Source organism: Pelorhabdus sp. sgz311002, from assembly GCF_056134285.1.
In genome coordinates, this window is record NZ_JBWBCL010000016.1 from 1 (window position 1) to 19,289 (window position 19,289).

At 40.5% G+C, this 19,289-nt stretch carries 29 protein-coding genes and 4 tRNA genes; 13 read left to right on the forward strand and 20 right to left on the reverse strand.

All coding sequences use genetic code 11. From position 1 onward, the window contains the following. A partial coding sequence (locus tag AC0NJP_RS17030; RefSeq protein ID WP_474700533.1) for a tyrosine-type recombinase/integrase occupies nt 1-501 on the reverse strand: 501 nt, incomplete at its 3' end. A gap of 203 nt (nt 502-704) precedes the next feature. On the opposite strand from AC0NJP_RS17030, the gene AC0NJP_RS17035 reads away from it, so the two are divergent. Further along, nucleotides 705-1,271, forward strand: coding sequence for a hypothetical protein (locus tag AC0NJP_RS17035; protein WP_474700534.1), 567 nt, complete (start codon nt 705-707; stop codon nt 1,269-1,271). A gap of 651 nt (nt 1,272-1,922) precedes the next feature. On the opposite strand, the gene AC0NJP_RS17040 is transcribed toward AC0NJP_RS17035, so the two are convergent. The 19 genes from AC0NJP_RS17040 to AC0NJP_RS17130 form a co-directional block, all read right to left on the reverse strand. Continuing rightward, nucleotides 1,923-2,231: a hypothetical protein gene (locus AC0NJP_RS17040; protein WP_474700535.1), complete on the reverse strand. Its 309-nt coding sequence runs from the start codon at nt 2,229-2,231 to the stop codon at nt 1,923-1,925. Nucleotides 2,232-2,330: 99 nt separating this feature from the next. Beyond that, the gene (locus tag AC0NJP_RS17045) at nt 2,331-2,570 is read right to left on the reverse strand and encodes a hypothetical protein (protein ID WP_474700536.1); all 240 of its coding nucleotides are present in this window, start codon (nt 2,568-2,570) and stop codon (nt 2,331-2,333) included. Next, complete coding sequence (locus tag AC0NJP_RS17050; RefSeq protein WP_474700537.1) at nt 2,557-2,946, reverse strand: hypothetical protein; 390 nt, start codon at nt 2,944-2,946, stop codon at nt 2,557-2,559. Before AC0NJP_RS17050 ends, AC0NJP_RS17045 begins: the two co-directional genes overlap by 14 nt. Nucleotides 2,947-3,613: 667 nt before the next feature. After that, nucleotides 3,614-4,324: a hypothetical protein gene (locus tag AC0NJP_RS17055; protein WP_474700538.1), complete on the reverse strand. Its 711-nt coding sequence runs from the start codon at nt 4,322-4,324 to the stop codon at nt 3,614-3,616. Further along, nucleotides 4,321-4,659 (reverse strand): hypothetical protein, encoded by a 339-nt coding sequence (locus tag AC0NJP_RS17060; RefSeq protein WP_474700539.1) that lies wholly within the window; start codon nt 4,657-4,659, stop codon nt 4,321-4,323. The genes AC0NJP_RS17055 and AC0NJP_RS17060 overlap by 4 nt, the downstream gene beginning before the upstream one ends. 174 nt (nt 4,660-4,833) lie before the next feature. Beyond that, nucleotides 4,834-5,037 (reverse strand): hypothetical protein, encoded by a 204-nt coding sequence (locus tag AC0NJP_RS17065; RefSeq protein WP_474700540.1) that lies wholly within the window; start codon nt 5,035-5,037, stop codon nt 4,834-4,836. Further along, nucleotides 5,034-5,570 (reverse strand): ubiquitin family protein, encoded by a 537-nt coding sequence (locus AC0NJP_RS17070; RefSeq protein ID WP_474700541.1) that lies wholly within the window; start codon nt 5,568-5,570, stop codon nt 5,034-5,036. The genes AC0NJP_RS17065 and AC0NJP_RS17070 overlap by 4 nt, the downstream gene beginning before the upstream one ends. Continuing rightward, nucleotides 5,567-5,776 carry a hypothetical protein gene (locus AC0NJP_RS17075; RefSeq protein ID WP_474700542.1) on the reverse strand — a complete coding sequence of 70 codons (210 nt, stop codon included), beginning with the start codon at nt 5,774-5,776 and terminating at the stop codon, nt 5,567-5,569. The genes AC0NJP_RS17070 and AC0NJP_RS17075 overlap by 4 nt, the downstream gene beginning before the upstream one ends. Next, nucleotides 5,776-6,411, reverse strand: a complete 636-nt coding sequence (locus AC0NJP_RS17080; RefSeq protein WP_474700543.1) for a hypothetical protein — start codon at nt 6,409-6,411, stop codon at nt 5,776-5,778. Before AC0NJP_RS17080 ends, AC0NJP_RS17075 begins: the two co-directional genes overlap by 1 nt. Before the next feature lie 54 nt (nt 6,412-6,465). Then, a complete protein-coding gene (locus AC0NJP_RS17085; RefSeq protein ID WP_474700544.1) occupies nt 6,466-6,930 on the reverse strand; it encodes a molecular chaperone DnaJ in 465 nt (154 codons plus the stop codon). Nucleotides 6,931-7,096: 166 nt separating this feature from the next. Further along, nucleotides 7,097-7,345, reverse strand: a complete 249-nt coding sequence (locus AC0NJP_RS17090) for a hypothetical protein (RefSeq protein WP_474700545.1) — start codon at nt 7,343-7,345, stop codon at nt 7,097-7,099. 11 nt (nt 7,346-7,356) lie between these two features. Beyond that, nucleotides 7,357-7,578: a hypothetical protein gene (locus AC0NJP_RS17095; RefSeq protein ID WP_474700546.1), complete on the reverse strand. Its 222-nt coding sequence runs from the start codon at nt 7,576-7,578 to the stop codon at nt 7,357-7,359. Nucleotides 7,579-7,687: 109 nt separating this feature from the next. Further along, complete coding sequence (locus AC0NJP_RS17100) at nt 7,688-8,014, reverse strand: hypothetical protein (protein WP_474700547.1); 327 nt, start codon at nt 8,012-8,014, stop codon at nt 7,688-7,690. Between the two features lie 15 nt (nt 8,015-8,029). Then, nucleotides 8,030-8,239 (reverse strand): hypothetical protein, encoded by a 210-nt coding sequence (locus AC0NJP_RS17105; RefSeq protein WP_474700548.1) that lies wholly within the window; start codon nt 8,237-8,239, stop codon nt 8,030-8,032. Nucleotides 8,240-8,419: 180 nt separating this feature from the next. Then, the gene (locus AC0NJP_RS17110) at nt 8,420-8,563 is read right to left on the reverse strand and encodes a hypothetical protein (protein ID WP_474700549.1); all 144 of its coding nucleotides are present in this window, start codon (nt 8,561-8,563) and stop codon (nt 8,420-8,422) included. Between the two features lie 62 nt (nt 8,564-8,625). Next, entirely contained in the window at nt 8,626-8,964 is a 339-nt protein-coding gene (locus tag AC0NJP_RS17115; RefSeq protein ID WP_474700550.1) for a hypothetical protein, read from the reverse strand. 118 nt (nt 8,965-9,082) lie between these two features. Next, the gene (locus AC0NJP_RS17120) at nt 9,083-9,637 is read right to left on the reverse strand and encodes a hypothetical protein (protein WP_474700551.1); all 555 of its coding nucleotides are present in this window, start codon (nt 9,635-9,637) and stop codon (nt 9,083-9,085) included. After that, nucleotides 9,634-9,882, reverse strand: a complete 249-nt coding sequence (locus tag AC0NJP_RS17125) for a hypothetical protein (RefSeq protein WP_474700552.1) — start codon at nt 9,880-9,882, stop codon at nt 9,634-9,636. The genes AC0NJP_RS17120 and AC0NJP_RS17125 overlap by 4 nt, the downstream gene beginning before the upstream one ends. 95 nt (nt 9,883-9,977) lie before the next feature. Beyond that, on the reverse strand, nt 9,978-10,226 hold the full coding sequence (locus AC0NJP_RS17130; RefSeq protein WP_474700553.1) for a large conductance mechanosensitive channel protein MscL: 249 nt from the start codon (nt 10,224-10,226) through the stop codon (nt 9,978-9,980). A 1,153-nt stretch (nt 10,227-11,379) separates the two neighbouring features. On the opposite strand from AC0NJP_RS17130, the gene AC0NJP_RS17135 reads away from it, so the two are divergent. The 12 genes from AC0NJP_RS17135 to AC0NJP_RS17190 all read left to right on the forward strand — a co-directional run bounded on the left by AC0NJP_RS17135 (nt 11,380) and on the right by AC0NJP_RS17190 (nt 19,283). Continuing rightward, nucleotides 11,380-11,452: transfer RNA gene (locus AC0NJP_RS17135), tRNA-Trp, on the forward strand. Nucleotides 11,453-11,701: 249 nt separating this feature from the next. After that, nucleotides 11,702-11,775 (forward strand) — tRNA-Ser (locus AC0NJP_RS17140). 200 nt (nt 11,776-11,975) lie between these two features. Then, a tRNA-Ser gene (locus AC0NJP_RS17145) sits at nt 11,976-12,063 on the forward strand. A gap of 5 nt (nt 12,064-12,068) precedes the next feature. Beyond that, nucleotides 12,069-12,142 (forward strand) — tRNA-Gln (locus tag AC0NJP_RS17150). A 307-nt stretch (nt 12,143-12,449) separates the two neighbouring features. Further along, nucleotides 12,450-14,024 carry a phage terminase large subunit gene (terL, locus tag AC0NJP_RS17155; protein ID WP_474700554.1) on the forward strand — a complete coding sequence of 525 codons (1,575 nt, stop codon included), beginning with the start codon at nt 12,450-12,452 and terminating at the stop codon, nt 14,022-14,024. Nucleotides 14,025-14,028: 4 nt separating this feature from the next. After that, entirely contained in the window at nt 14,029-15,348 is a 1,320-nt protein-coding gene (locus AC0NJP_RS17160) for a phage portal protein (RefSeq protein ID WP_474700555.1), read from the forward strand. Further along, entirely contained in the window at nt 15,338-16,309 is a 972-nt protein-coding gene (locus AC0NJP_RS17165; protein WP_474700556.1) for a hypothetical protein, read from the forward strand. Before AC0NJP_RS17160 ends, AC0NJP_RS17165 begins: the two co-directional genes overlap by 11 nt. A 60-nt stretch (nt 16,310-16,369) precedes the next feature. After that, a complete protein-coding gene (locus tag AC0NJP_RS17170) occupies nt 16,370-17,350 on the forward strand; it encodes a hypothetical protein (protein ID WP_474700557.1) in 981 nt (326 codons plus the stop codon). Nucleotides 17,351-17,396: 46 nt separating this feature from the next. After that, nucleotides 17,397-17,594: a hypothetical protein gene (locus AC0NJP_RS17175; RefSeq protein ID WP_474700558.1), complete on the forward strand. Its 198-nt coding sequence runs from the start codon at nt 17,397-17,399 to the stop codon at nt 17,592-17,594. Further along, the gene (locus AC0NJP_RS17180; RefSeq protein ID WP_474700559.1) at nt 17,591-18,151 is read left to right on the forward strand and encodes a hypothetical protein; all 561 of its coding nucleotides are present in this window, start codon (nt 17,591-17,593) and stop codon (nt 18,149-18,151) included. Before AC0NJP_RS17175 ends, AC0NJP_RS17180 begins: the two co-directional genes overlap by 4 nt. Beyond that, entirely contained in the window at nt 18,151-18,708 is a 558-nt protein-coding gene (locus AC0NJP_RS17185; RefSeq protein WP_474700560.1) for a hypothetical protein, read from the forward strand. Before AC0NJP_RS17180 ends, AC0NJP_RS17185 begins: the two co-directional genes overlap by 1 nt. Then, nucleotides 18,705-19,283 (forward strand): hypothetical protein, encoded by a 579-nt coding sequence (locus tag AC0NJP_RS17190; protein WP_474700561.1) that lies wholly within the window; start codon nt 18,705-18,707, stop codon nt 19,281-19,283. Before AC0NJP_RS17185 ends, AC0NJP_RS17190 begins: the two co-directional genes overlap by 4 nt. Nucleotides 19,284-19,289 lie beyond the last annotated feature (6 nt).

Consider the following 19,289-nt stretch of genomic DNA (forward strand, 5'->3'; position numbering starts at 1 on the left):
TTCATATATTTGGCCTGTAATAGGAATCATTCGAGTCTTGTCTTCGTCATGAATAGTGACATAGTTTTTGTTTATGTCTTTTATATTGAGGGCTACGACCTCTGTAGTTTTTAGGCCGCAATAGTAAAGCAGCCTAATTATAAGCTTGTACTTAACGTTTTTGCAATGGGCGAGAAGGCTTTTAATTTCCTCGTCCGTAACGATTTTTCGTTCGGATTCTTCACAACGGAGGCTTCGAATAGTAAGGATGATTTTCCCTCCATTTTTAATAGGGAAACCTTCTAACGCACAAAAGTTGATGTAGGCGACGAGGACGCCGCCAAGCTTCTTTATGTAGTTTGCGGACAACCCTTGTTTTTCCCAAAGCGAGAGTTTTTCTATAACGTAATCATATGTTAACTCTTCGTTATTAGGGAACCATTTTTTCATTGATCTCTCATGTCCGTAATGTGTTGACTTGCTTTTGTTGTTCTTGATATATCGCAAAAATAGGTCTATCATGGGCAATCCTCCCTGGGAAAGATAATATCAAACAGAGAGCAAAAAGTCAATAGTATAAAAAGAAAAAGGAAATCCAAAAGGGAAAAGTTTTCCAATCCAAAATAGATTTGCCTCAGGTTTCCAAATAAAAATGCTTTATCCAAAAGCGAAAACCCTATGGATTGAAAATAGTTTTATTAAACAAAAATAAAGTAGGTGATAAGTTGAACGATACACAATCTAAGATCGACAAATACGGCCTTGGGGATGAGATAATTCGTCTTAGGAAAGTAACTAGCCGAAAGAAAACAGCCGATATTATCAATGAGAAGTACCTGGAAGAAGACCAGGAACCAATTAACGAAATGACGATTAAGCGCTGGGAAGAGGCAAAGGATATAGAGGCTGCCGATCACAGAAAGATGAACGCTATTATTAGTCCAATGGTTAATACTTACGAAGGATATAAGGCTTTGTTGTCTATGGTTGACGATGCTATTTCTGATCTGCAAGGAACACTGTCTTCTATTAGTGCTAACGACCCAGAGACAGGTATGTATGCTCTCAAGGTTATGGAAACAATGGACAAACTTGTCAAGCGCAAAGAATCTCTTTTAAAACAGATCACAGAATACCAGTCTCGAATCCTTAATAAAGAGAATCAAGACGTTTTCCTCAAGATTGTTTTTGAGGAGTTGAAGAAAGAGCCCGAAATATTCAGTCGCGTTTACGCCAGGCTGAAGCAGAATAAAGAGGTGCTAGACATGCTGCGTCTAGTCTCGACACAATAAAAGCGCCGGTTATCGGCGCTCTTTTCATACTACTTAATATATCGTTGACTAAAGCTAGTTTTGTAATTTTTCGCGTCCGGATCTCCCAGGGTTTTTAAAAGCCCCTACCATGCCTTGATTTTCAAATTCTGATCGCCCGACCGCCCCGCAAATTTTAAAGGCCCTACCATGCCAATAGGGCAAAAAACGAAAGTATAGGGAAGAACGAAAACCGAAAACCTCGAAAAAAGTAAAAAACTGAAAATTCAGATACTTAATATTCAGAAAATTATAACAATAAGCAAGGCAAGAATAGGTCTGAGACGCGCGAGAATCGCCTGTAAGCGGCGAAATATAACGAGCTAGTATAAACCTATAGGCTGCATCGTTTAAAGCTGCTGTAAGGGCATATAGACAAATAAAAAAGAGTTCTTTCGAACTCCCTGTACGCCTCGCGTGTCGGTTATTAAGTTTTGATATACAAAAAACAATGCAACAGTTTCAATACACCTTGTGTATCAGTTTTTCGGTTTGATATGTTTAAAATAATGTAACAGTTTCAATACGCCTAGCGTGTCGGTTATCCGGTAGATTTTCTGTAAAAGCCAAATTTTGATTTCAATACATCTTATGTATCGGTTACGTTTCTATTTTACACGAAGGAAGTGCAGATTACAAGTCCCATTCTTTTATGCAAAAATCGGCAATTTCTTCATAGCTGAAAAAGGCTTCTTTGTGAGTGTACGTCATAAGCTGATCGATAACAGGGAACATACTCTTTTTAAGCTCATAGCATTTAAAGATAAGCATTTTGCCGCCAGCTGACTTTATAGAGCTAATACTCGCGTCGGTGGACCATATCGCGTCATTAATCCCTTTAAAAGCGTTATCCTGAATAACTACAAAAAGCTCTCCTTTCTCGTTTGCTACGCTCATAATCCGCTTGATTATAGCGTCTTTAACTTCTCTTCCTTTTGTCATAGTAAACCCTCCTTATTTGCGGGAGTTGTGACCGCAACTGTCAATATTTCTTTGACAGTTCCCGCGTTAAACAGGCCTCTAGGCCTGTCCACTCTGCACTCATACTATTTTTACAATACAGTTTCTTCCGTGTAATCTAAGAGCTGGCTGCCCGTTTACGTTTGCAAGCGTTTCGACAACTTCGCCGCTTGCCATTCTTACGGCTGGTAAAATGCCGTCAATATAAATTTCCTTAGCTCCTTCGGGGAGTTGAATTTCAATCTCTTCGCAGATCTCGTCGACAAGTTTGTGAAAATGGAATACTAAACCGGTGCCTCTAAAGATTTTATAAGCTTTCATGATTTTCGTCCTCCTTGAATTCTAGCTTTTCATACGCAGAAAGTTCGCCAGCGACCTCGAATAAAACACGCAGTTCCTCGTTCTCGCCCTTAAAGTCATAATAGTAGCGGTCAGGGCGTCTTTTGTTGTCGTCATTTTTATCTAGCGTTACCAGAATATTGCCGTCTTCGTTTTGGTAATAAAGGCAAGGGCGGCCTGTCCAGTGTAAAGGAAAGTGATACTTGTTTCCCGAAATTCTTTCTTTCAAAAGCTTGATTCCTTCAGGGATACTAGAAACCTTTAGTTTACTTAAAATTTCTTCGATATTCCATTTTTTAACAAGCTCTTTCTGGCTCGCCATTTTTTCGGCTACTTCTTTGTCAAAAGTTTTTGCCATTTTGCAAACTCTCTCTTTCGTATAGTTTAGTATTGCCGCGTCAACGACTTCCTGTTTCGATTGGCCTGTTAAAGAGATATATCTATTCAAAATATCGCTTGTTTCCGGTCGAATCCTAGTTCCTAGCGTCTCCCAAGATTCTCCTTTTTTTGGTCGTGCTATTTTCTCCGCCTCCAAACTTTATAAAATAAAAGAATAATGTTAACCACAAAAACAAATAATAGAGCTATCTGCAAAGGCTGAAGACTCTTAAAATCCAAAGTAAAACAGAACAAAACGAAAGCCAAAATAGACAAAATATTAGTTTGCATATTTCCCATTGTTTCGGTTATAATTGACTTAGGTGGAGGGCTTTCGCCCTCCTGGGTTTTACCTCTTGGGCCTTGACCGCTTGCATCGGTCGGGCCTTTTATCATTCTTATACAGTTCGTAAAGGCTTATTATTAACTGTACAATCTGAATGATAAGCGATAAAACAACTCCTAAATCGCTTAGATTCAATGGGTTTCACCTCCTATAGATAATTATACCACTTTGGGGAGTTATTGCAAACAAAAATAATATTTTCTTACAAAAATAAAGCCGCCCGAAAGGCGGCTTATCTCTTTGGTAGTAAAAATAATAGGGTTAGGAATATAGCTACAAAATTAGAAGAACTAACCATTTTTTAATACGCCTCCTTATAGAGGTCGCCTAGTTGTTCACGGGCGGCAAGCGCTTGTTTAACAAGATTCTCTAGGAATAATAATTCTTGTTTGTGGTCTTTGTAAATAAGATCTTTAATTTCGTACAGCCGCTTTTCCGCTGCCTCTAAGTTCGTAAACTTAATAACGAGCGAACTGCTGTCTCTTTTGGCATCGGTCAAAATAGGTTCGTATTTATCCGCTAAATAATTATATTGTTGCCGGTTTCGGTCCATCGGGACAAAATCGCCGCTTAGATGAATTTCGTATCTATATTTTTTAAGATCCCTTCTTTCAAGAATATAAATATAAAAATGGTAAACAGGAGATTGTAGTCTAAAGCAATTACTTTTCTTTTTATCATAGTTACAGTAATTATACCCCTTTTGGTGTTCTGTTTCGTCGGTCCAGATAAATTTTGCAGGTTCTGTCCGTTTTAAAAAGTTCGAGTAATAAACCTTTTTAGCATTTTCCTTTTCCCTTGCGGCTTGAGCAGCGCGGCGTTTTTGCTCATATTCGCGCTCTAAAGCCTCTAGGCGAGCCTCTTCTTCGCAGCTGGCCTTATATATGCTGTAAAAGTAATTCGTTTCAACAAGTCCTGATTCTATTTCTACAAGAGCAGCAGCTTTCCGGTCTGCTTCAGCCTGTTTTGCTTCAGCTTCTTTTTTCCATTGCTCAAAATTTTCGTTTTTCATCTTGTAGCCTCCTGATTCACATAATCTTCTCTTACTTGATTTTCTCTGATTGCCTGAGTTAATTTTTCAATCATTTCCGGTTCGTCTGTTTCTATACAAAAAACATGTGAGTAAGTTTTAAAATTCCCGAAAAATCTTACTATTTCTTTGGGCAAAACCGTCCCATTTTTTAGTACAACGGGGTTTATTACAAAATTCCCATATTTTTCAAAAGTCTTATCAAGAGGGTAGTTTTGTAGAACTCGAAAAAGCTCATCTATTGTACTAGGGCCGGTATAAAACCACGGCTTTTTATTGTCATTAAATCCAGAGCCATTACTGTATATTTTTAGCATCGGTCGCTCCTCCTAAGTTTTAGATATTTAAGAAACATTCAATATGATTAGGGAAAACTGGGCTTTTAACAAAATTCACCTTTAAATGGCTCATAATTCTTTTTAAGTCCTTCAAATCGTTACAAGCACCGGATTCAATTAGTACAGATCCGTCTTTGTTATACAGTCTATAAGTCATTGCTTCGCGCCTCCTTGCGTCAATTTCTTGTTTGCGTCAATTTCTAGCGCGGTGTTTAAAGCGTCAAGCATGTCCTCATACGCGACGCCTTTATATTGCTGATCGTTTAGGACGTAATCGCAATAAATACGGCCTTCCTGCACGAATTGGGTCTGAACAAGGAGAGTAACAACAAACATAATTTGCAATAAGGTTTTCATTTCGCCGCCTCCAGCATTTTTTTATAGTCTTCGATAGATTTGATAGGGACAATATTCGAATAACCTGCCGCGCCTAGTGCTGCTTTAATAGGGGTTATTTCCTTTTCACTTGCGGCAGCGGTCATATATTCCAAATAACCAAGAGTGCCTGTTCCGTGGCCTTCCTTTATACAAAATATGGAAACACTCGTTTTTTCTTTACTCCAGTATTCAGGGAAAAAGGCTATTGTCTCGCCTGATACTTTTTCTTTTCGGAAAAGGATATTTGTCGTAGAAATTGTTTCCGCGCAGCTAGAAATTGCTAGGCCTTCGTCCTGTTCTCCTTGTATTAGGCGGATAAATAAAGCGCGTGTTTTATACCAAAGCTCATTTTCCTTTGCGTATTCGTCCGAAACAGTATAAGTGATCTTAATACATAAGCTGCCGCCGTGACCGTTTACAAACTCGCAGCCGGTTAGTGTCGCGTCTTGCGGCAAGTGGGTTTTAATAAGAGAGTCAAAGACTTGCTGATTCGCTGCAAAAGGCTTTTTCATTCTAGCACCTCTCTTTCAAGATCTTCGTAACAAATAGAGCATAAAGTTTCACCATTTATTGAGTCGAAATATTCTCCGCAATGTTCGCAGCGCTGATAGCAAACACGCTTTAAATTTCCTTCTAAAGCATCTTCAACAAGCCGAACTTCTTCAGGTGTCAGGCCAAAAATATCAAACAAGCCGTCGTCTTTTTCAATCTTTTCCATTATCCAGCCACCTCCTCAAATTTAGCTCCAGGGAAAACCTCTTCGGGGAAGGCAGCAAATCGCCCGTCACTGTAAAAATAGTATTCGTTCGCGTTCAAATAGTCTTCTATGTATTCATCGGTTAGCATATCGTCAAATCGGTCTTTAGCGGCTTTTTTCCAGCTGTTAATGCAATTGCCTAGAAGCTTAGAAAAAGTCGTGTCATAGGGCTTTTTAAGAAACTCAAAGATAGGTTGCAGAAGGTCGTCGTCGATATAGTAACCGGTTAAAGAGCAGTCTTTGTCGACCATAACATTAGAATGACGGGCTTTAACAATAAACTTTTCGCCTTCGTAGTAGCTTTTTGAGAAGTATTTCCCTTTTGTAATCCGGGCAAAATAGTTATTGTAAATGTAAGTTGCAAGCCGCTGTCCCGAAGGATTAAATTCGCCAGTAAAGCGGTAATTTATCCAATTATTTTCAACGTCATGAGCTTTAACTTCGATAGGGAATATGTCACAGAAAACGCCCAGCGAATTTTCTTCGTCGGTCAAGTCAGGCATGATAAGAGAATAACGAGCTTTATTAATAGCGGCAGCCTTGACCTCTTTTGACAATTCATTAATTTGATAAATAGAAAGGGTTACTTTTTTCATTTTTATTCTCTCCTTTTTGATTTTATTCTAAATCGGAATAATACGAATTGCAAGCTAGGCAGGGGAAATTCCTAGAGGGCCAGCCCAGAAGTTCACTTTCTTGCTGCCGTACTTTTCGCGGATCTCGTCCATAGTTTTAGTTCTTCTATTATTGCCACAAGCAAACTCTTCAGGTCGCCAATACCAAAGCTTCTTTTTGCTGGCCCAGAGACAACCTAAAGCCTTTAAAACAACCTTATGGGGGAAGGTGTCTCCGCTGATCCATAACCAATTACCGCAAACCTCAAGTTCAATACCTTCAAGGTTGATAAGAACGTTAATAACTTCGCGGAATCCATCGTCAAGATTCAGTTTTTTATCGTCGCTGCCTTCTTGCAGCTTTTTAAACAAAGTTTCATATTCGGCGTTGATAGCAGCCATTGTTTCGACGCTGCCGCCTTTATCAGGATGATTCGCAAAAGCCAGTTTCCGGTATTGCTTTTTCAGATCATCAATAGAGTTAACATTTTTAAAATACATAAAATCGCTCCTTTGCCGAAAGCTATCTTGATTATTATACTAACAGTTAGAGAGTAAAAAGTCAATATTCTTTTTAAGAAAACGTAATAATTCCCCGTTTCGTCTTAATTTTCAAAGACTCATCGGCTTGCTTTAGCAAGGACGGGAAGGCAGGAAACCCCTGCCTTTATTTATCGTGTATTGACGCAAATTTTTCTTTTCCCTTTTTAACACCTGCCTCTTTTATTTTATAGACATTTTCTAGGCCAAGATCCTTCGCAATATCAAAAGTTGTTGACATTGCAACCTCTGCCCGTATCCTGCTTTCTTTTGCGCTGTAATCTTTACAACGACGGTCTTCTTCTACGTAATAGCCAAATATTTCCGCCGCTTGCTCTAGTTGTTCGGCTAAAAATTCAAACTCTCTTTTGGTCATTTTATTTCCTCCTATATCCCTAGTCTATCGGACACGGTTTCGCCGCTAGAAAGGATTCTGTTGTAATTAGACAAATAAGCCTTGATCAAATCGCCGTGAGTTGCCTCGTTATCTAGTGATTGTACAATTTCGCCAGTAGGGAAGAACAGAGCGACATAGCCGCTTATAACTCCTTTCTTTGCGCTGCTAGGTAAAGCTTTTTTAAAACCGATAACTCCCTTAACTTTGTTCATGCTCTCAACTCCTTTATTTGATTGATTAAGTTTATTATAAGACTTTTGTATTGACATGTCAATACAAATAAATACATTTCAATACAAAAAATAAACGGCCCGAAGGCCGCTATTTTGTCTCTAAGTATTCAAGAATTTGCTTTTCGTGTTTAGCGAAAGGAAAGCATAGTTCCCAATCGCAATTCTCATGCCATTTTACTATTTTCTTTGCTATAGTGTAAAGTTTCTTGCTATCAATACCAGTTATCTCGCAAACCGTACTAATAGCCTTATCGCTCTTCTCTTGCGCTTTATCCAGAAACTTCCCGCGACGTTGCTCTTCTTCGTTCATTTGCCAGTGTTTCTTTTTGCTGTAAAACCGTCTATAGTCGTTGTAATCATCAAGAGCCTCGACAGTCGCCCAAATTAATTTCTCAACATTTACTTTTATTTCCATTTTATCAAGTCCTTTCTATTCGTGATATGAAATATCGTAACCTTTAGCTTGATACTTGCTTACAAGGGCCTTCAAATTGGCGTTTATTTCTTTAACGACTTCCACTTGTTCGGCCTTTTTGTATTCGATATAAAAATTCTTTTCGTTAGCAGATCCCGCGACGGCGGCGCTCATATTTACGATAGCGATAATCGCGAGAATCATAGAAAACATATATTTCTTCACTAGGCCAGCCCCTTTCTGTAATTTGATCTTGTATATACAATACTATACTTGTATATACATGTCAATACAAAATTAAATAAAGAAAAGACCGCCTAGTGAACGCGGTCTTTTCTAAAAACATCTTGCTATTTCATCACAAGATAAAGTATATCATACCGCCCGTCTTATGACAAGATAGGGTTAATTGTTTTTTATTTTTTTTAAAATCGCTTGACGCAAAAATTCGCTGCCGTTAATAGCGTTCTTTTTGCAATACTCTTGCCAGTCTTTTTTTAAGTCTTTAGATACGCGAATCATAATATTCGCGTCTTGCTGCTCTAACATAAAGACCCTCCTCTGTATAGTGTTGTTAATACAAGTATATACAAACAGGAGGGCTTTGTCAATTATAAACCTACGACCGCAAGACGGTTTTTATTTCCTGCTGTTCTAACTCCATAAACGCTCTCTAAGCGCTCTTTGAGATACACGACAAGCAGAGAGTATATCTTTATTTCTAAAGCCGCTTCTTGACTGTCTACAAGGTTTTCGCGGATATTATAATCTAAAAACCGGATAGCAATTTTTACTTTCGAATTAAGAGCTTTCAGAGTATGTACAGTTTCCTTTTCGTCAATAGCGATAGGTGGCATAACATACTCATTAAGGCCCTTATGGTCAGCCTCTAAAATAATAGTTTTCGCCCTTGCTTTAAGCATAGAAAAGCGACGGTCATTCATAGCCATTATTAAAATCCCCTTTGCCGATTTGATACTCTAATAATAACTATCAGTAATCAAAAAGTCAATAGTAAAACAAGAAAAAGGCGCAAAAGCGCCTGATAATTGCCAATATTCGGTTATTTTAGCATAGGTAAGAGTCTATAATTTCCCGTTTATCCTCTTCCCAATACGCAGCCGCTAGGGCATCGGATAAAGCGACGAGCCGTTTTTTCGATAGGCTTAATAGCTTAGTAGAGTAAAACGACGGAATCCCGTTTTTAAAAAAGTCAGCTATGATCTTCAAGTGCTTTTTGCTCAGGCACTCAGCAAGGAAAGAGAGCGTTTCTGCTGTATTTTCCTGCAAGTCGATAGAAGCATCGGCGGCACGATCAAACAATTCGAGCGCCTTTTCCGGTCTAATCTTGATTAAAGCCTTTCCATCCCAGTGATAGCACTTCCAGTTATAACCAGCCGCACCGCTAAAGTAATATTCAAAAACGCTCTTACCGGATAACAACTCTTCTTTAGTGCGGCCTTGCAATTTAGAGAGATTCGTTCCGCACTCGCGAGCGAGCCACAAAAACGGCCCGTCGTAATCTTGTAGTATTTTGCGGTCAAATTCGGTTAGATCCGACTTGTAAGAAACTGGTAAACCGATTTTTGCAGATTCTGTTAATAGTGCATTGTAAGCGTTCATTTTGCAGCCTCCCGAATCGTTTTTATAGTTGTGTCAACGTCACAGGGTTTTAAGATCCTATTTTCTCCTAAAAGGTAGAATTTGGCTTTCTTGTCAGCGGCGGCGATATGCAACAATCGTGCTGCAACTTCGTTCTTCAGCTTGCCGTTATCGGCTAGAATAGGGACTTCGAAAAAGTTTGTTTCTTGCTTAGATAATACCCAAATCGTTTTGCCAGATGTGTAATTCCGCGACTTATTTTCCATTTTTTAGTTCCCCCTGTGAACTTGTTTTAAAGGTTATCAGAACAGTTATCAAAAAGTCAATAGTTTTTTATTTACAGTTATTTACAATAAATAGACTAAGGTCTTGATTCTCTTAGCTTTAAAAGCTGCGAAAATTCTTTTAAAAGCCTGTTATTTTTTACCAATTCGATAGCAGCTTTGCGGTTAGGTTCGCCTTTTCTGCTGCCCTTTGTTATGTACTGCCGTTCTTGCCAGTAATCGACCGCTAATAGGTGATAGTTAATCATTGCTTTGATATACTCGATACTGCCATAAGGCAAGGCTGCTGCCTTTGCTCTTATTGCTAATAAAGCGTTTTGGGTCATGGTTATATATCTCCTTTGCCGAAAGGGTTAATGTTATGATAACTTTTAGAGAGTATAAAGTCAATAGTTTTTTAAGAAAACGTAAATTACTTTAATGAAGTAAAGTGTGAGCGGCGAGGAATGGCTATAGGCTCTTCATAGACTCGCCTATATAACAAGCCGCTGAGAGAGTGTTATGCTTGCATAAGACGAACGAGAGCGGAAGTCTTTGTCTTGCTATTGTTTGTATAAGTTCGTCATAGACTCACTTATATAGCAAGGGGATAATTGAGCGTTTTGGAAATATGAGGAAATGACAGGGTTATGGGAAAATATGGGCTATATGACTAAGCAGTCAAGCGCTTTTATACCATGCCGACAAATATTTCCATATAGGAGGGCCTAAACCCTATTAGTTTTACTAGCATGAATTAACAGATAATTTAGAATTGTTTCTAATAACGTGTAATTGTAACAAATAATAATTATTACTTCCTATAAGCATACATTATCGGAAGTAATCTAACACCCAAAAACTAGCAATGAAGGGAGGTTTTACCTGTTTTTTAGTACATGTTAGGTTGCGGTAGAGGGGGTAAGTTTTGCCAGTCCAAAAGGGCTTTTCTAGGGCGCTACGCGGCGGTCTAGTATACGCTCGCTCTCTCGTCAAAATCTAACATATGAAAACATCCTTGTCTGCAAATATCTGGGAAATAGCTCGCGGAGGAGGGTGTTTTTTAGTACATGTATAGATCATTTATATATTAAGCGAGTCTATGAAGAGCTTAATACTGTTTTTACATATATTAAGGAAGGAAAAATAAATTTAAAAAAGTTTTAGAAAAATGGTTGTAAAATTCCCGCTTTTTGACCTTTATATATGAGAGGGTTTAACAAACGGCGCGAAAGCCAAAACCCTCACCAGTGATTACACTGGATTGTCGCTCCGCTAACAGCAACTCAGAAGTTGTTAGCCCTCATAACTGAGGCAAGATACAGTAAATAGGTTTGAGTGTTTTCCTATTTGTTGGGCAATGTAAAAGATACTCCTAGCGCGGCCACTAGACAAAAGCGCCGGTACTATAAGAAGGTAGTATTCTCCGCCTGGGAGACTTTAAATATGACAGGAAGCGCCCGCGCCTTGGGGTAGTTAAACAAGGCTCCTTCTACATATGGGGAAGTAAGATAAGTAGTCGGCGGGCCTCCAAAGCCTTGCAGCCCAGGTTCGAATCCTGGCTTTCCCGCCAAAACGACGCGGCGTGGTGAGACACGCGAATCGAGTATAAGAGAACTGTTCCGGTGAGAGTGCGTAACGGATAAGGTTACCGAGATAGCGAGAGGTCGTAGTAGTCGAAAGACTGGCGAGAGCTGTTACCTTTATAGCGAAGATACATTCCTATGAAAGCGATCCCCATAGAGTAACCAGGAAGTAAAACGAGGCGTCGCTACACGCCTATCTTATACGGAGTAGGTTAAAATCCTACCGTCTATATTATGAGAATATCGCCAAGCTGGGAAGGCGGCTGTTAGAACAAGCGGCCAAGCGCGGGTTCAAGTCCCGCTATTCTCTACTAAGTCGCGGCGGACTCAAGCGCCGATAAAATCTTTCATGTCATATATGGAGGTCCAAATCCTTCTACGCCGCCACAAGAAGGAGGCGTATGGTCGACGGGTAAGACTATGACATGAGGGCGAAGCTGTTAAAAGAGCCATTATCCTGCAAAGGACAGTTAGCCTGAGAAGTCGTGGGTAAACTTCTCCCCTTATTATGGAAGATTGACAGAGTGGTAATGTGTTCGGCCGCTAACCGAAAGCCAGGGTAAAACCTGCATAGGTTCAATTCCTATATCTTCCGCCAATCATGGCGCGGTCGCTCAATGGTAGGGCAGCAGACTTTGACTCTGCTTATGAAGGTTCGATTCCTTCCCGCGTTGCCAAATCGCCGGCGACATATAAGAGTCCTGCTTACTGGCAAAGCCAATCAAAAGACAACGCAGGAAAACATCAAAGTAAGCCATGTATAGGTTAGCTCGACCGGCCCAAAAACTTAATATTAATATCATGTATCCGCCAGGTAATCTTGGCGGATATTTTGTTTTACAAAAGGAGCGCAAGGTTATGGCATTAGAAGACAAAAAGCCAAAGCGTCAACCAAAACCCATAAACAAGAAGAAGGTTATCAAAGACCGGCTTTCGTTGCGGGAAATGGTTGAGTATCAAAACGAAACATAGGGCGTGATACTCATGAATATCTTTGAAGAGTTTATGAAGTACGCCGAAGCAGCAGAGCAAGAGCAACAACAAGACCATGAGTTGTCTATTAAAGAACAGTGCGCGACAGATATAGTGTTATTTGCGCGGACCTACTTCCCTGAAGTTTTTTCAAGTGAATTCTGTGTTTTCCATGAAGAGGTTTTTTCCAGTGTAGAGGATTATATTCTTAGGCATGCGGATCAAAAAAACTACTATGTTCGAGCCGCGCCGCGTGGTCATGGTAAGTCTCAGATTATTTCTTTCCTATTACCCTTATGGTGTATTTGCTATGGGTATAGAAGAAATATTCTGATCGTATCTGACTCAAACGAACAGGCCCGACAATTCATTATGGCTATTAAGTTAGAGCTTGAAGAAAATGAAAGGTTACGTGCCGACTTTGGGGATCTCGTCGGAAAGGCCGTATGGTCACAAGATAAGATTATTACTGCAAATGATATTATGGTTTGCGGTAAAGGCGCCGGCCAAAAGCTGCGCGGGACGAAAAGCCCTCGCGGCGTCCGTCCGGAACTTGTAATCATTGACGACCTGGAAAACGATGAAAGCGTCTCTAGTCCTGATCAGCGAAGAAAGCTTAAAGAATGGTTCTTAAAAGCACTCCTGCCGGTCGGGACCCCGATAACAACCTTCCTATATATAGGAACTATTTTGCATTATGAATCTCTTCTAAACACAATATTAAGTGATAAGAATTATTCAATGTGGAATAGAAAGATTTACAAGGCGGTCATGACGTTCTCGAAATCTCACTTATGGGATACGTGGGAATCTATCATGACAGATATGAGCCGCGAAGATCCGTTTAAAGAAGCGGAACGATTCTATAACGACAACAGAGAGCAGATGCTCGACGGGGTTGATTGTCTCTGGCCAGGTAAGGAAAGAGACTACTATTATTCATTGATGCTCTTACGGCTCATGGATGAGAGTATGTTTAACAGCGAATATCAGAATGACCCTATTGACCCGAACAGTGCGGACTTTAAAACAGAATGGATTGACAAGTGCTACTACGAGACTTTGCCTGAAATTCTGGAAGTATATGCTGCCTGTGATCCGTCAATGGGTAAATCCAACAAGTCAGACTGTTCGGCTATTGTCGTGATCGGTCGCGGGGCAGACAATTATTTGTATGTCCTGGACGCTGATATTAAACGAAGGCCGCCTGACAAGATTATGGACGACGTTCTTTTTTATGCTATCACTTACATGGACAAGCTCAAAAAGTTCCGGATTGAAACACAAGTCTTCCAGCAATTTTTTGCCGACGAACTCAAAAAGAGAGTTCTTGCTGCCGGCGTATATGTTAATTGGGACGAGGTAAAACAGTCCCAAGACAAACAGCTCCGTATCAGAAGCCTTATCCCCAAGGTTAAAAATGGGTATATCAGGTTTCATAAAGAGCAACAAAATCTAATAAGCGAATTGCGACGTTTCCCAAAAGGGAGAGACGACGGAATCGACGCTTTAGAAATGGCAATATCCGCTGCGGCTTCAGCTATCAGCGGATTTTGTTTTTCAAAAATTTCTTATAGAAGGGGGTGAGTGATTGAGTATATTCGGCTGGCTGTTCGGCCGCAAAAAGAAAGACCCTGAACGTAAAACGATATTAGACTACTTATCTCTATTTGGCTGGAGATATAGCAACTCTATTACAAAAACTAATGCTAAAAAACCAAGCGGCCCAGCGCTGCGAAAGTTTGCGGCTTCAGCTATCCCTCGTCGAGCGATTAACGAAATCAAAAACGGGATTCTAAAGCTTGATTGGACGATTGACAATGTTGTTGAGAACGACAAGGCAACGTACAAACAAGAGAAAGATATGTTAACTAACATTATCAAGAACCCGAACAATACCGACGACTTTGAAAGCTTTTGGGGAGCGATCCTAGAGGACTGCCTACAAGGCGATTGTGGAGTATTCGAAAAGGTCCGTTATAGCGATATTACAAGGCCTTTGTTCTTATACCCTGTCGACGGATTTACTGTTGAATTTGTTAGAGACGCCCGAAATGCGGGAACTGGAGTTCCTTTGTATGCTCAGAAACAGGGTACTGACTATGTATATTTTACGGACGATCAGCTTTGTTATATCAAGAAAAACACCTTCACACATACCCCTTTCGGACTTGGCCCTCTTGAGACAGCCTTTGAATATGTAGCTTATTTGCTAGACGTACAAGAGTATTGCTCAAGTGTTGCTAGTAAGTCGATCCCAAAATTTATTTTAAATCTTGGTAAGTCGATTGACCAAGGAACGCTCGACGCTTACCGACGTTACTTCGAAGAGTCTATTTATGGGTCGGGCGATCTTCCTATTGTTGCCGGCGAGGGAGTTTCCAGCTGCCAACTTGGGGCGATCAACGACGACGGAATGTTCCTTGCCTACCAAAAGTTCCTGATTACTATTATTGCCGTAGCTTTTGGCTTACCAGGTGCAAAGCTTGGGATGGAAGTCTCGAATGATAAATCAACCATTGCAGAAAAGAACGAGGATTTACTAGAGAGCGCTATTAAACCATATGCCTCTCTTTTAGAACGGATTATCAATAAACACATAATCGGGATGCTCGGACTAGGCGGCAAATTGAAATTCTCATTCATATATGAAGAGACGCTTGACCAAAAGACAAAGAAAGCAGAAATCACAAGAGCCGACTTCTCGGCTGACGGAATGACAATGGATGAGTACCGTCGGGCGATTGGCCTCCCACCTATGGAGGACAAGGAACTTGGCGCTATGACGATTTCAGCATACAAGGCAAAGATTAACCAGAAGTTCGCTGTCAATATTGGCGGTTTTAATGGGGTAGGTAAAGACCGTTACCAAGACTCACCGAAAGGGGGTGAGTCAAAGAATGAAGCTTAAATTAAATATCTGCGATGTGCAGTATCAGACAAGCTCTGACCCTCATTTAAACAGAATGGATTGGCAAGGTATTGTTACTCTTATTGATACACCTTCAGACGGACCGCCTGGCGGATCTGACGGCAAGCTAGTTGTATTAACTAAAGAGTGTATCGAGAAGAGATTCCAAACTCTTAACGGGATGGGCGTAAATGTCTATTGGCCAGAAGAGTATTGGGCCGGTCCTGAGGACGCCTTAACAGAGCATAATATTCGATTCAAAATCGGTTTTGTCACCGAAACATGGACCGAAGAAAACAATGTTATGGCGAAAGGGGTTATCTGGAAGAAAGACTTCTATGATATTTCCTCTATGTTATTAAATGGGAAAGATGCTATCGGGTTCAGTGTTGAGGCTACTATTTTAGACTACGAAGAGGGCGAAGACGGAAATATTTATGTTAAAGATTTAGTATTTACCGGCGTTTCTATCGTGTGGAAAAATAGAGCGGCTTTTGAGGGAACCCAACTACAGCAATTAATTGCAAGCAAACATAAAAAGGAGACTGATAATATGGACGAAAACCAATTGAAACAAGTGATCGACGCTGTGACTGCAGCTGTCGCCGGTAGTCTTGACGGTAAAGTAGAAACAGCTGTAAATGCAGCCGTATTAAAAATTGAGGCAAGCGTTACTGGAAAAGTAGACGAAGCTGTTACAAAAATTGAAGCAGCTGCAGCCGCAAAACCAGAGGCAGCACCAGCCGCCGGTAAAACTGAAACGGATATTACGGCAACAACCGAAGAAACGATTCAGGCCCCAGCAGCGCCTCAGCGGAGAAGCACTCAGTTTGCAACAGATGCTAAATTCGCTAAAACCGAAGATGAACAGCTGAAAGAAATTTCGGCAAGTAAGGCTCTCAGCCCTCAGCAAAAAATTGCTGCGAAACTCGGCGTTCTTAGAGAAAGCAAACTGAAATAGTCGGATTGACCCCTATATGGGGTCTTTTTTTATGCCCAAATTTGAAAGGATGATGTGTAAATGCTTTTAGGTTCTCAATTTAATTTTGCAACAAACACCGCAGTTGCGGACTATAACCAGGGTCACTATTTGGAATTGCCTGAATTTCAACCAGAAATTCTTGATATTTTAAATCGCGATGTAACTATTTTAAATCGTATTAAAGCCGTTCCTGCAACAGGCCACCCGACACGGTATTTTGAGCAAACGAAAATTGCTCACAATGCTGCTTTTGGTGATCCTCGTAATCTTGGCGCGACAGTGGTTGATACTGATTATGGCCGCGTAGAACGTGCTGCAATGCTCAAAATGATTCAAAGCCGAATCACTTATACTATGTTCGATAAAGAGCTAGTAAAAGACCAAGGCCGCTTTGAAAAACTTCTGTCTCAGGATATGGACGACATGATCGTCGATTTACGCCAAACCCAGAATCAGGCTATCTGGACCGGCGCCGACACTAGCTTATCTGCTCCTACTAAAGCTGAATATATGGGCTTGCTCTCTCAGATCACGAATACTGGCGGTTTTGCTGCAAATGCAAAATTCACGGAAACGATCAAAAGAACGGTTGCTGAAATGGTCGCTGGCCAGACGAAAGTAAAAGTTCGCCCGACAGCTATCTTCATGAACCCTCTGACAATCGATCTCTGGGAAGAAGAAGAATTGGCCCGTAATACGAATATCAAAAACTACGCTATTGAAATCGTGCCTGGCGTTGTTGTTAATCGTATTCCGACAGTAGCTGGTTTGCTGCCTGTTATTCCTGATATTTTCCTGCCGATCAACGACGACGGCACAAACTTGAATCACAAAATCGTCATTGCGACGGAAAACCTGATCGAACGTCATTACCTGACTTCGGACACGCCTCGCATTTTTAAACTTGGCTTGACTTCTGGCCTGGTTGACGATTATGTAGCTGTACAGTTTGATACTGTTATTGTTAAAGCTCCTGATAAAGCTCATAAAATCCTTACAAAAGTCGTTCCTAAGGTCTAGTTGAGAGGGGAAACCCTCTCTTTTAATTTAATTGTGAGGTGATAATATGCCAGCTACTACGAAAATTGACAGGAAAAAAGACGAAAATATCCGCGTTGAAGTTCAATTGAAGGGCGAAAAAAACCATTTAAAAGGTCTTCATACGGTATATTTCGATGGGTTTTCGGTCGATTTTATTGACGGAAAGGCCCAAGTTTTAAAAGAAACAGCTGAAAAACTCAAAAAAGAAGGCTGTATCGAATGAATTATCTTACTGACGACGAAATAGCCGTTTACTGTGATTGCGTCGCCGGTGTCACTCCTGGGATGGTAAAAGTCGCGAGTGTTTTAATTGATTCCTTTCTAGGTAAGGATCTTATGGGCGCTCAGTATTCTGAGGGGATAACCCTAAACAAGAAAAACAGAGGAAAATTAAAACATTCCCCTGTTATTTCTATTGATTCTATTAAAGTTCTTATAGCTTCTCATATGGGGATTATCGAAGAAGATGCTCCGACAGAGTATTGTTATATAGACCCAGAAAACGACGGTTATTTTACCTATATCAATAACAGTTTTGCCGGAATGGTTTTTGGGGTAGCTCCTAAAAAGATAGCCGTAACTTATACGGCCGGCTACACAGAAGTTCCTGAGAAGGTAAAAGTCGCTTGCGGTATGTTAGCCCAAAATATCAAAAGCAAAGGAACTTTCGTTGGAGAGAAAGAGTTATCTACTCTTGATTATAGAGTCATGATGATGGATGATAGCTTATTTACTTCTGATATTCGTTCGATGCTAATTCGCTTCAAGGGGGCGATATAATGCAGGACATGTTTAACAATCAGAAAGTAAAATGCTCCATAAAAGGGAAAGATCCTGAATTCGTTGTGTTTACTCGCGGAGGCCGCTCTACGTCTCGGTTCAATATGAACGAGGTTTTTAAAGGGATGCTCCAGGACGACACAAAGCTAGAAAACGGGGACCTAATCAATGACGGGAATAACGACTTCTTTATTGTAGCCATGAGAAAAGCCTGGCGAGTTAACCAGGCTGAGATCTACAAGGTAAATTGCTCTATTAATATCTTATCTATTGATAAGGTATTTTCCAACGGAAAGCAGGTTGGATATAGAACGACGCCAGTATGTCTCTCCTCTCTTTGTGTGCAAGAGACTATTTCCGCAAACCTTAGAATGTATGACGCAGGTTTACTTCCCACGACAGTAAAACGGTTTATTGTTCAGAAAAACCCTGATATAAAGCTTATGGATAGAATTTGTTTAGAAGACAGTATTTATCAGGTAGATGGAATCGACGATACAAGCTACCCTGGCTTGCTCCGTATTCAGTGTTCTGTAGATCAGAGGCCCGTACAATGACGGCAGATCTTTATGCAGAAACTAATAAGGTGATTCGGCAATGGGCAAAGCAAATTGTCGAGAGAATTAGAGCAGAGTGGGGCTCTTTTTCTTCTCCCTATATCGATGGGAAAAAGTTCGCCGGCTACCTTGAGGAAACGGCTGAAACAGCTTTAACCGTAACCATATTTGGAGAAGGCGGATTGGCCTGGCTGCTAGAATATGGCCGTGGTTCAAAGCTAGATAAAACAAATCCTTATTTAGCGGAATATGTAGCGGACGGGAACTTTAACAAGGAAAGACTTGCAAATGATTTTGCTATCCTTGGAAGACCTCTCGGCCCATACAAAGACCTTGACGGAAACGAAAAATTTTCCCCAGGCACTCATGAGGGGATGAATTTAGAAAACCTCAACAAAGCAGCTGAAAGGCCGACAAGCGCCTTTATGCCGCAAGAGCCTCTTCATATTATGAGGAATATTGTCGTCGGAGAAAATGGCACCGGCGGATTATTGCCTATCATACTAGAAGATCTTGCCGATGTTTTACTAAATTATCCATATGAAGATCTATTCCCTAAAACAATTAATTTGTAGGTGAAT

What these genes read in the sequence shown, in the direction of transcription:
- AC0NJP_RS17165 (WP_474700556.1), top strand. Translation starts at nt 15,338, where the DNA reads ATGAAGCTTAAATTAAATATCTGCGATGTGCAGTATCAGACAAGCTCT.
- AC0NJP_RS17170 (WP_474700557.1), top strand. Translation starts at nt 16,370, where the DNA reads ATGCTTTTAGGTTCTCAATTTAATTTTGCAACAAACACCGCAGTTGCG.
- AC0NJP_RS17090 (WP_474700545.1), bottom strand. Translation starts at nt 7,345, where the DNA reads ATGACCAAAAGAGAGTTTGAATTTTTAGCCGAACAACTAGAGCAAGCG.
- AC0NJP_RS17130 (WP_474700553.1), bottom strand. Translation starts at nt 10,226, where the DNA reads ATGACCCAAAACGCTTTATTAGCAATAAGAGCAAAGGCAGCAGCCTTG.
- AC0NJP_RS17180 (WP_474700559.1), top strand. Translation starts at nt 17,591, where the DNA reads ATGAATTATCTTACTGACGACGAAATAGCCGTTTACTGTGATTGCGTC.
- AC0NJP_RS17075 (WP_474700542.1), bottom strand. Translation starts at nt 5,776, where the DNA reads ATGGAAAAGATTGAAAAAGACGACGGCTTGTTTGATATTTTTGGCCTG.
- AC0NJP_RS17190 (WP_474700561.1), top strand. Translation starts at nt 18,705, where the DNA reads ATGACGGCAGATCTTTATGCAGAAACTAATAAGGTGATTCGGCAATGG.
- AC0NJP_RS17125 (WP_474700552.1), bottom strand. Translation starts at nt 9,882, where the DNA reads ATGGAAAATAAGTCGCGGAATTACACATCTGGCAAAACGATTTGGGTA.
- AC0NJP_RS17185 (WP_474700560.1), top strand. Translation starts at nt 18,151, where the DNA reads ATGCAGGACATGTTTAACAATCAGAAAGTAAAATGCTCCATAAAAGGG.
- AC0NJP_RS17060 (WP_474700539.1), bottom strand. Translation starts at nt 4,659, where the DNA reads ATGCTAAAAATATACAGTAATGGCTCTGGATTTAATGACAATAAAAAG.
- AC0NJP_RS17120 (WP_474700551.1), bottom strand. Translation starts at nt 9,637, where the DNA reads ATGAACGCTTACAATGCACTATTAACAGAATCTGCAAAAATCGGTTTA.
- AC0NJP_RS17100 (WP_474700547.1), bottom strand. Translation starts at nt 8,014, where the DNA reads ATGGAAATAAAAGTAAATGTTGAGAAATTAATTTGGGCGACTGTCGAG.
- AC0NJP_RS17095 (WP_474700546.1), bottom strand. Translation starts at nt 7,578, where the DNA reads ATGAACAAAGTTAAGGGAGTTATCGGTTTTAAAAAAGCTTTACCTAGC.
- AC0NJP_RS17175 (WP_474700558.1), top strand. Translation starts at nt 17,397, where the DNA reads ATGCCAGCTACTACGAAAATTGACAGGAAAAAAGACGAAAATATCCGC.
- AC0NJP_RS17070 (WP_474700541.1), bottom strand. Translation starts at nt 5,570, where the DNA reads ATGAAAAAGCCTTTTGCAGCGAATCAGCAAGTCTTTGACTCTCTTATT.
- AC0NJP_RS17080 (WP_474700543.1), bottom strand. Translation starts at nt 6,411, where the DNA reads ATGAAAAAAGTAACCCTTTCTATTTATCAAATTAATGAATTGTCAAAA.
- AC0NJP_RS17055 (WP_474700538.1), bottom strand. Translation starts at nt 4,324, where the DNA reads ATGAAAAACGAAAATTTTGAGCAATGGAAAAAAGAAGCTGAAGCAAAA.
- terL (WP_474700554.1), top strand. Translation starts at nt 12,450, where the DNA reads ATGAATATCTTTGAAGAGTTTATGAAGTACGCCGAAGCAGCAGAGCAA.
- AC0NJP_RS17040 (WP_474700535.1), bottom strand. Translation starts at nt 2,231, where the DNA reads ATGACAAAAGGAAGAGAAGTTAAAGACGCTATAATCAAGCGGATTATG.
- AC0NJP_RS17115 (WP_474700550.1), bottom strand. Translation starts at nt 8,964, where the DNA reads ATGGCTATGAATGACCGTCGCTTTTCTATGCTTAAAGCAAGGGCGAAA.
- AC0NJP_RS17085 (WP_474700544.1), bottom strand. Translation starts at nt 6,930, where the DNA reads ATGTATTTTAAAAATGTTAACTCTATTGATGATCTGAAAAAGCAATAC.
- AC0NJP_RS17050 (WP_474700537.1), bottom strand. Translation starts at nt 2,946, where the DNA reads ATGGCAAAAACTTTTGACAAAGAAGTAGCCGAAAAAATGGCGAGCCAG.
- AC0NJP_RS17045 (WP_474700536.1), bottom strand. Translation starts at nt 2,570, where the DNA reads ATGAAAGCTTATAAAATCTTTAGAGGCACCGGTTTAGTATTCCATTTT.
- AC0NJP_RS17065 (WP_474700540.1), bottom strand. Translation starts at nt 5,037, where the DNA reads ATGAAAACCTTATTGCAAATTATGTTTGTTGTTACTCTCCTTGTTCAG.
- AC0NJP_RS17110 (WP_474700549.1), bottom strand. Translation starts at nt 8,563, where the DNA reads ATGTTAGAGCAGCAAGACGCGAATATTATGATTCGCGTATCTAAAGAC.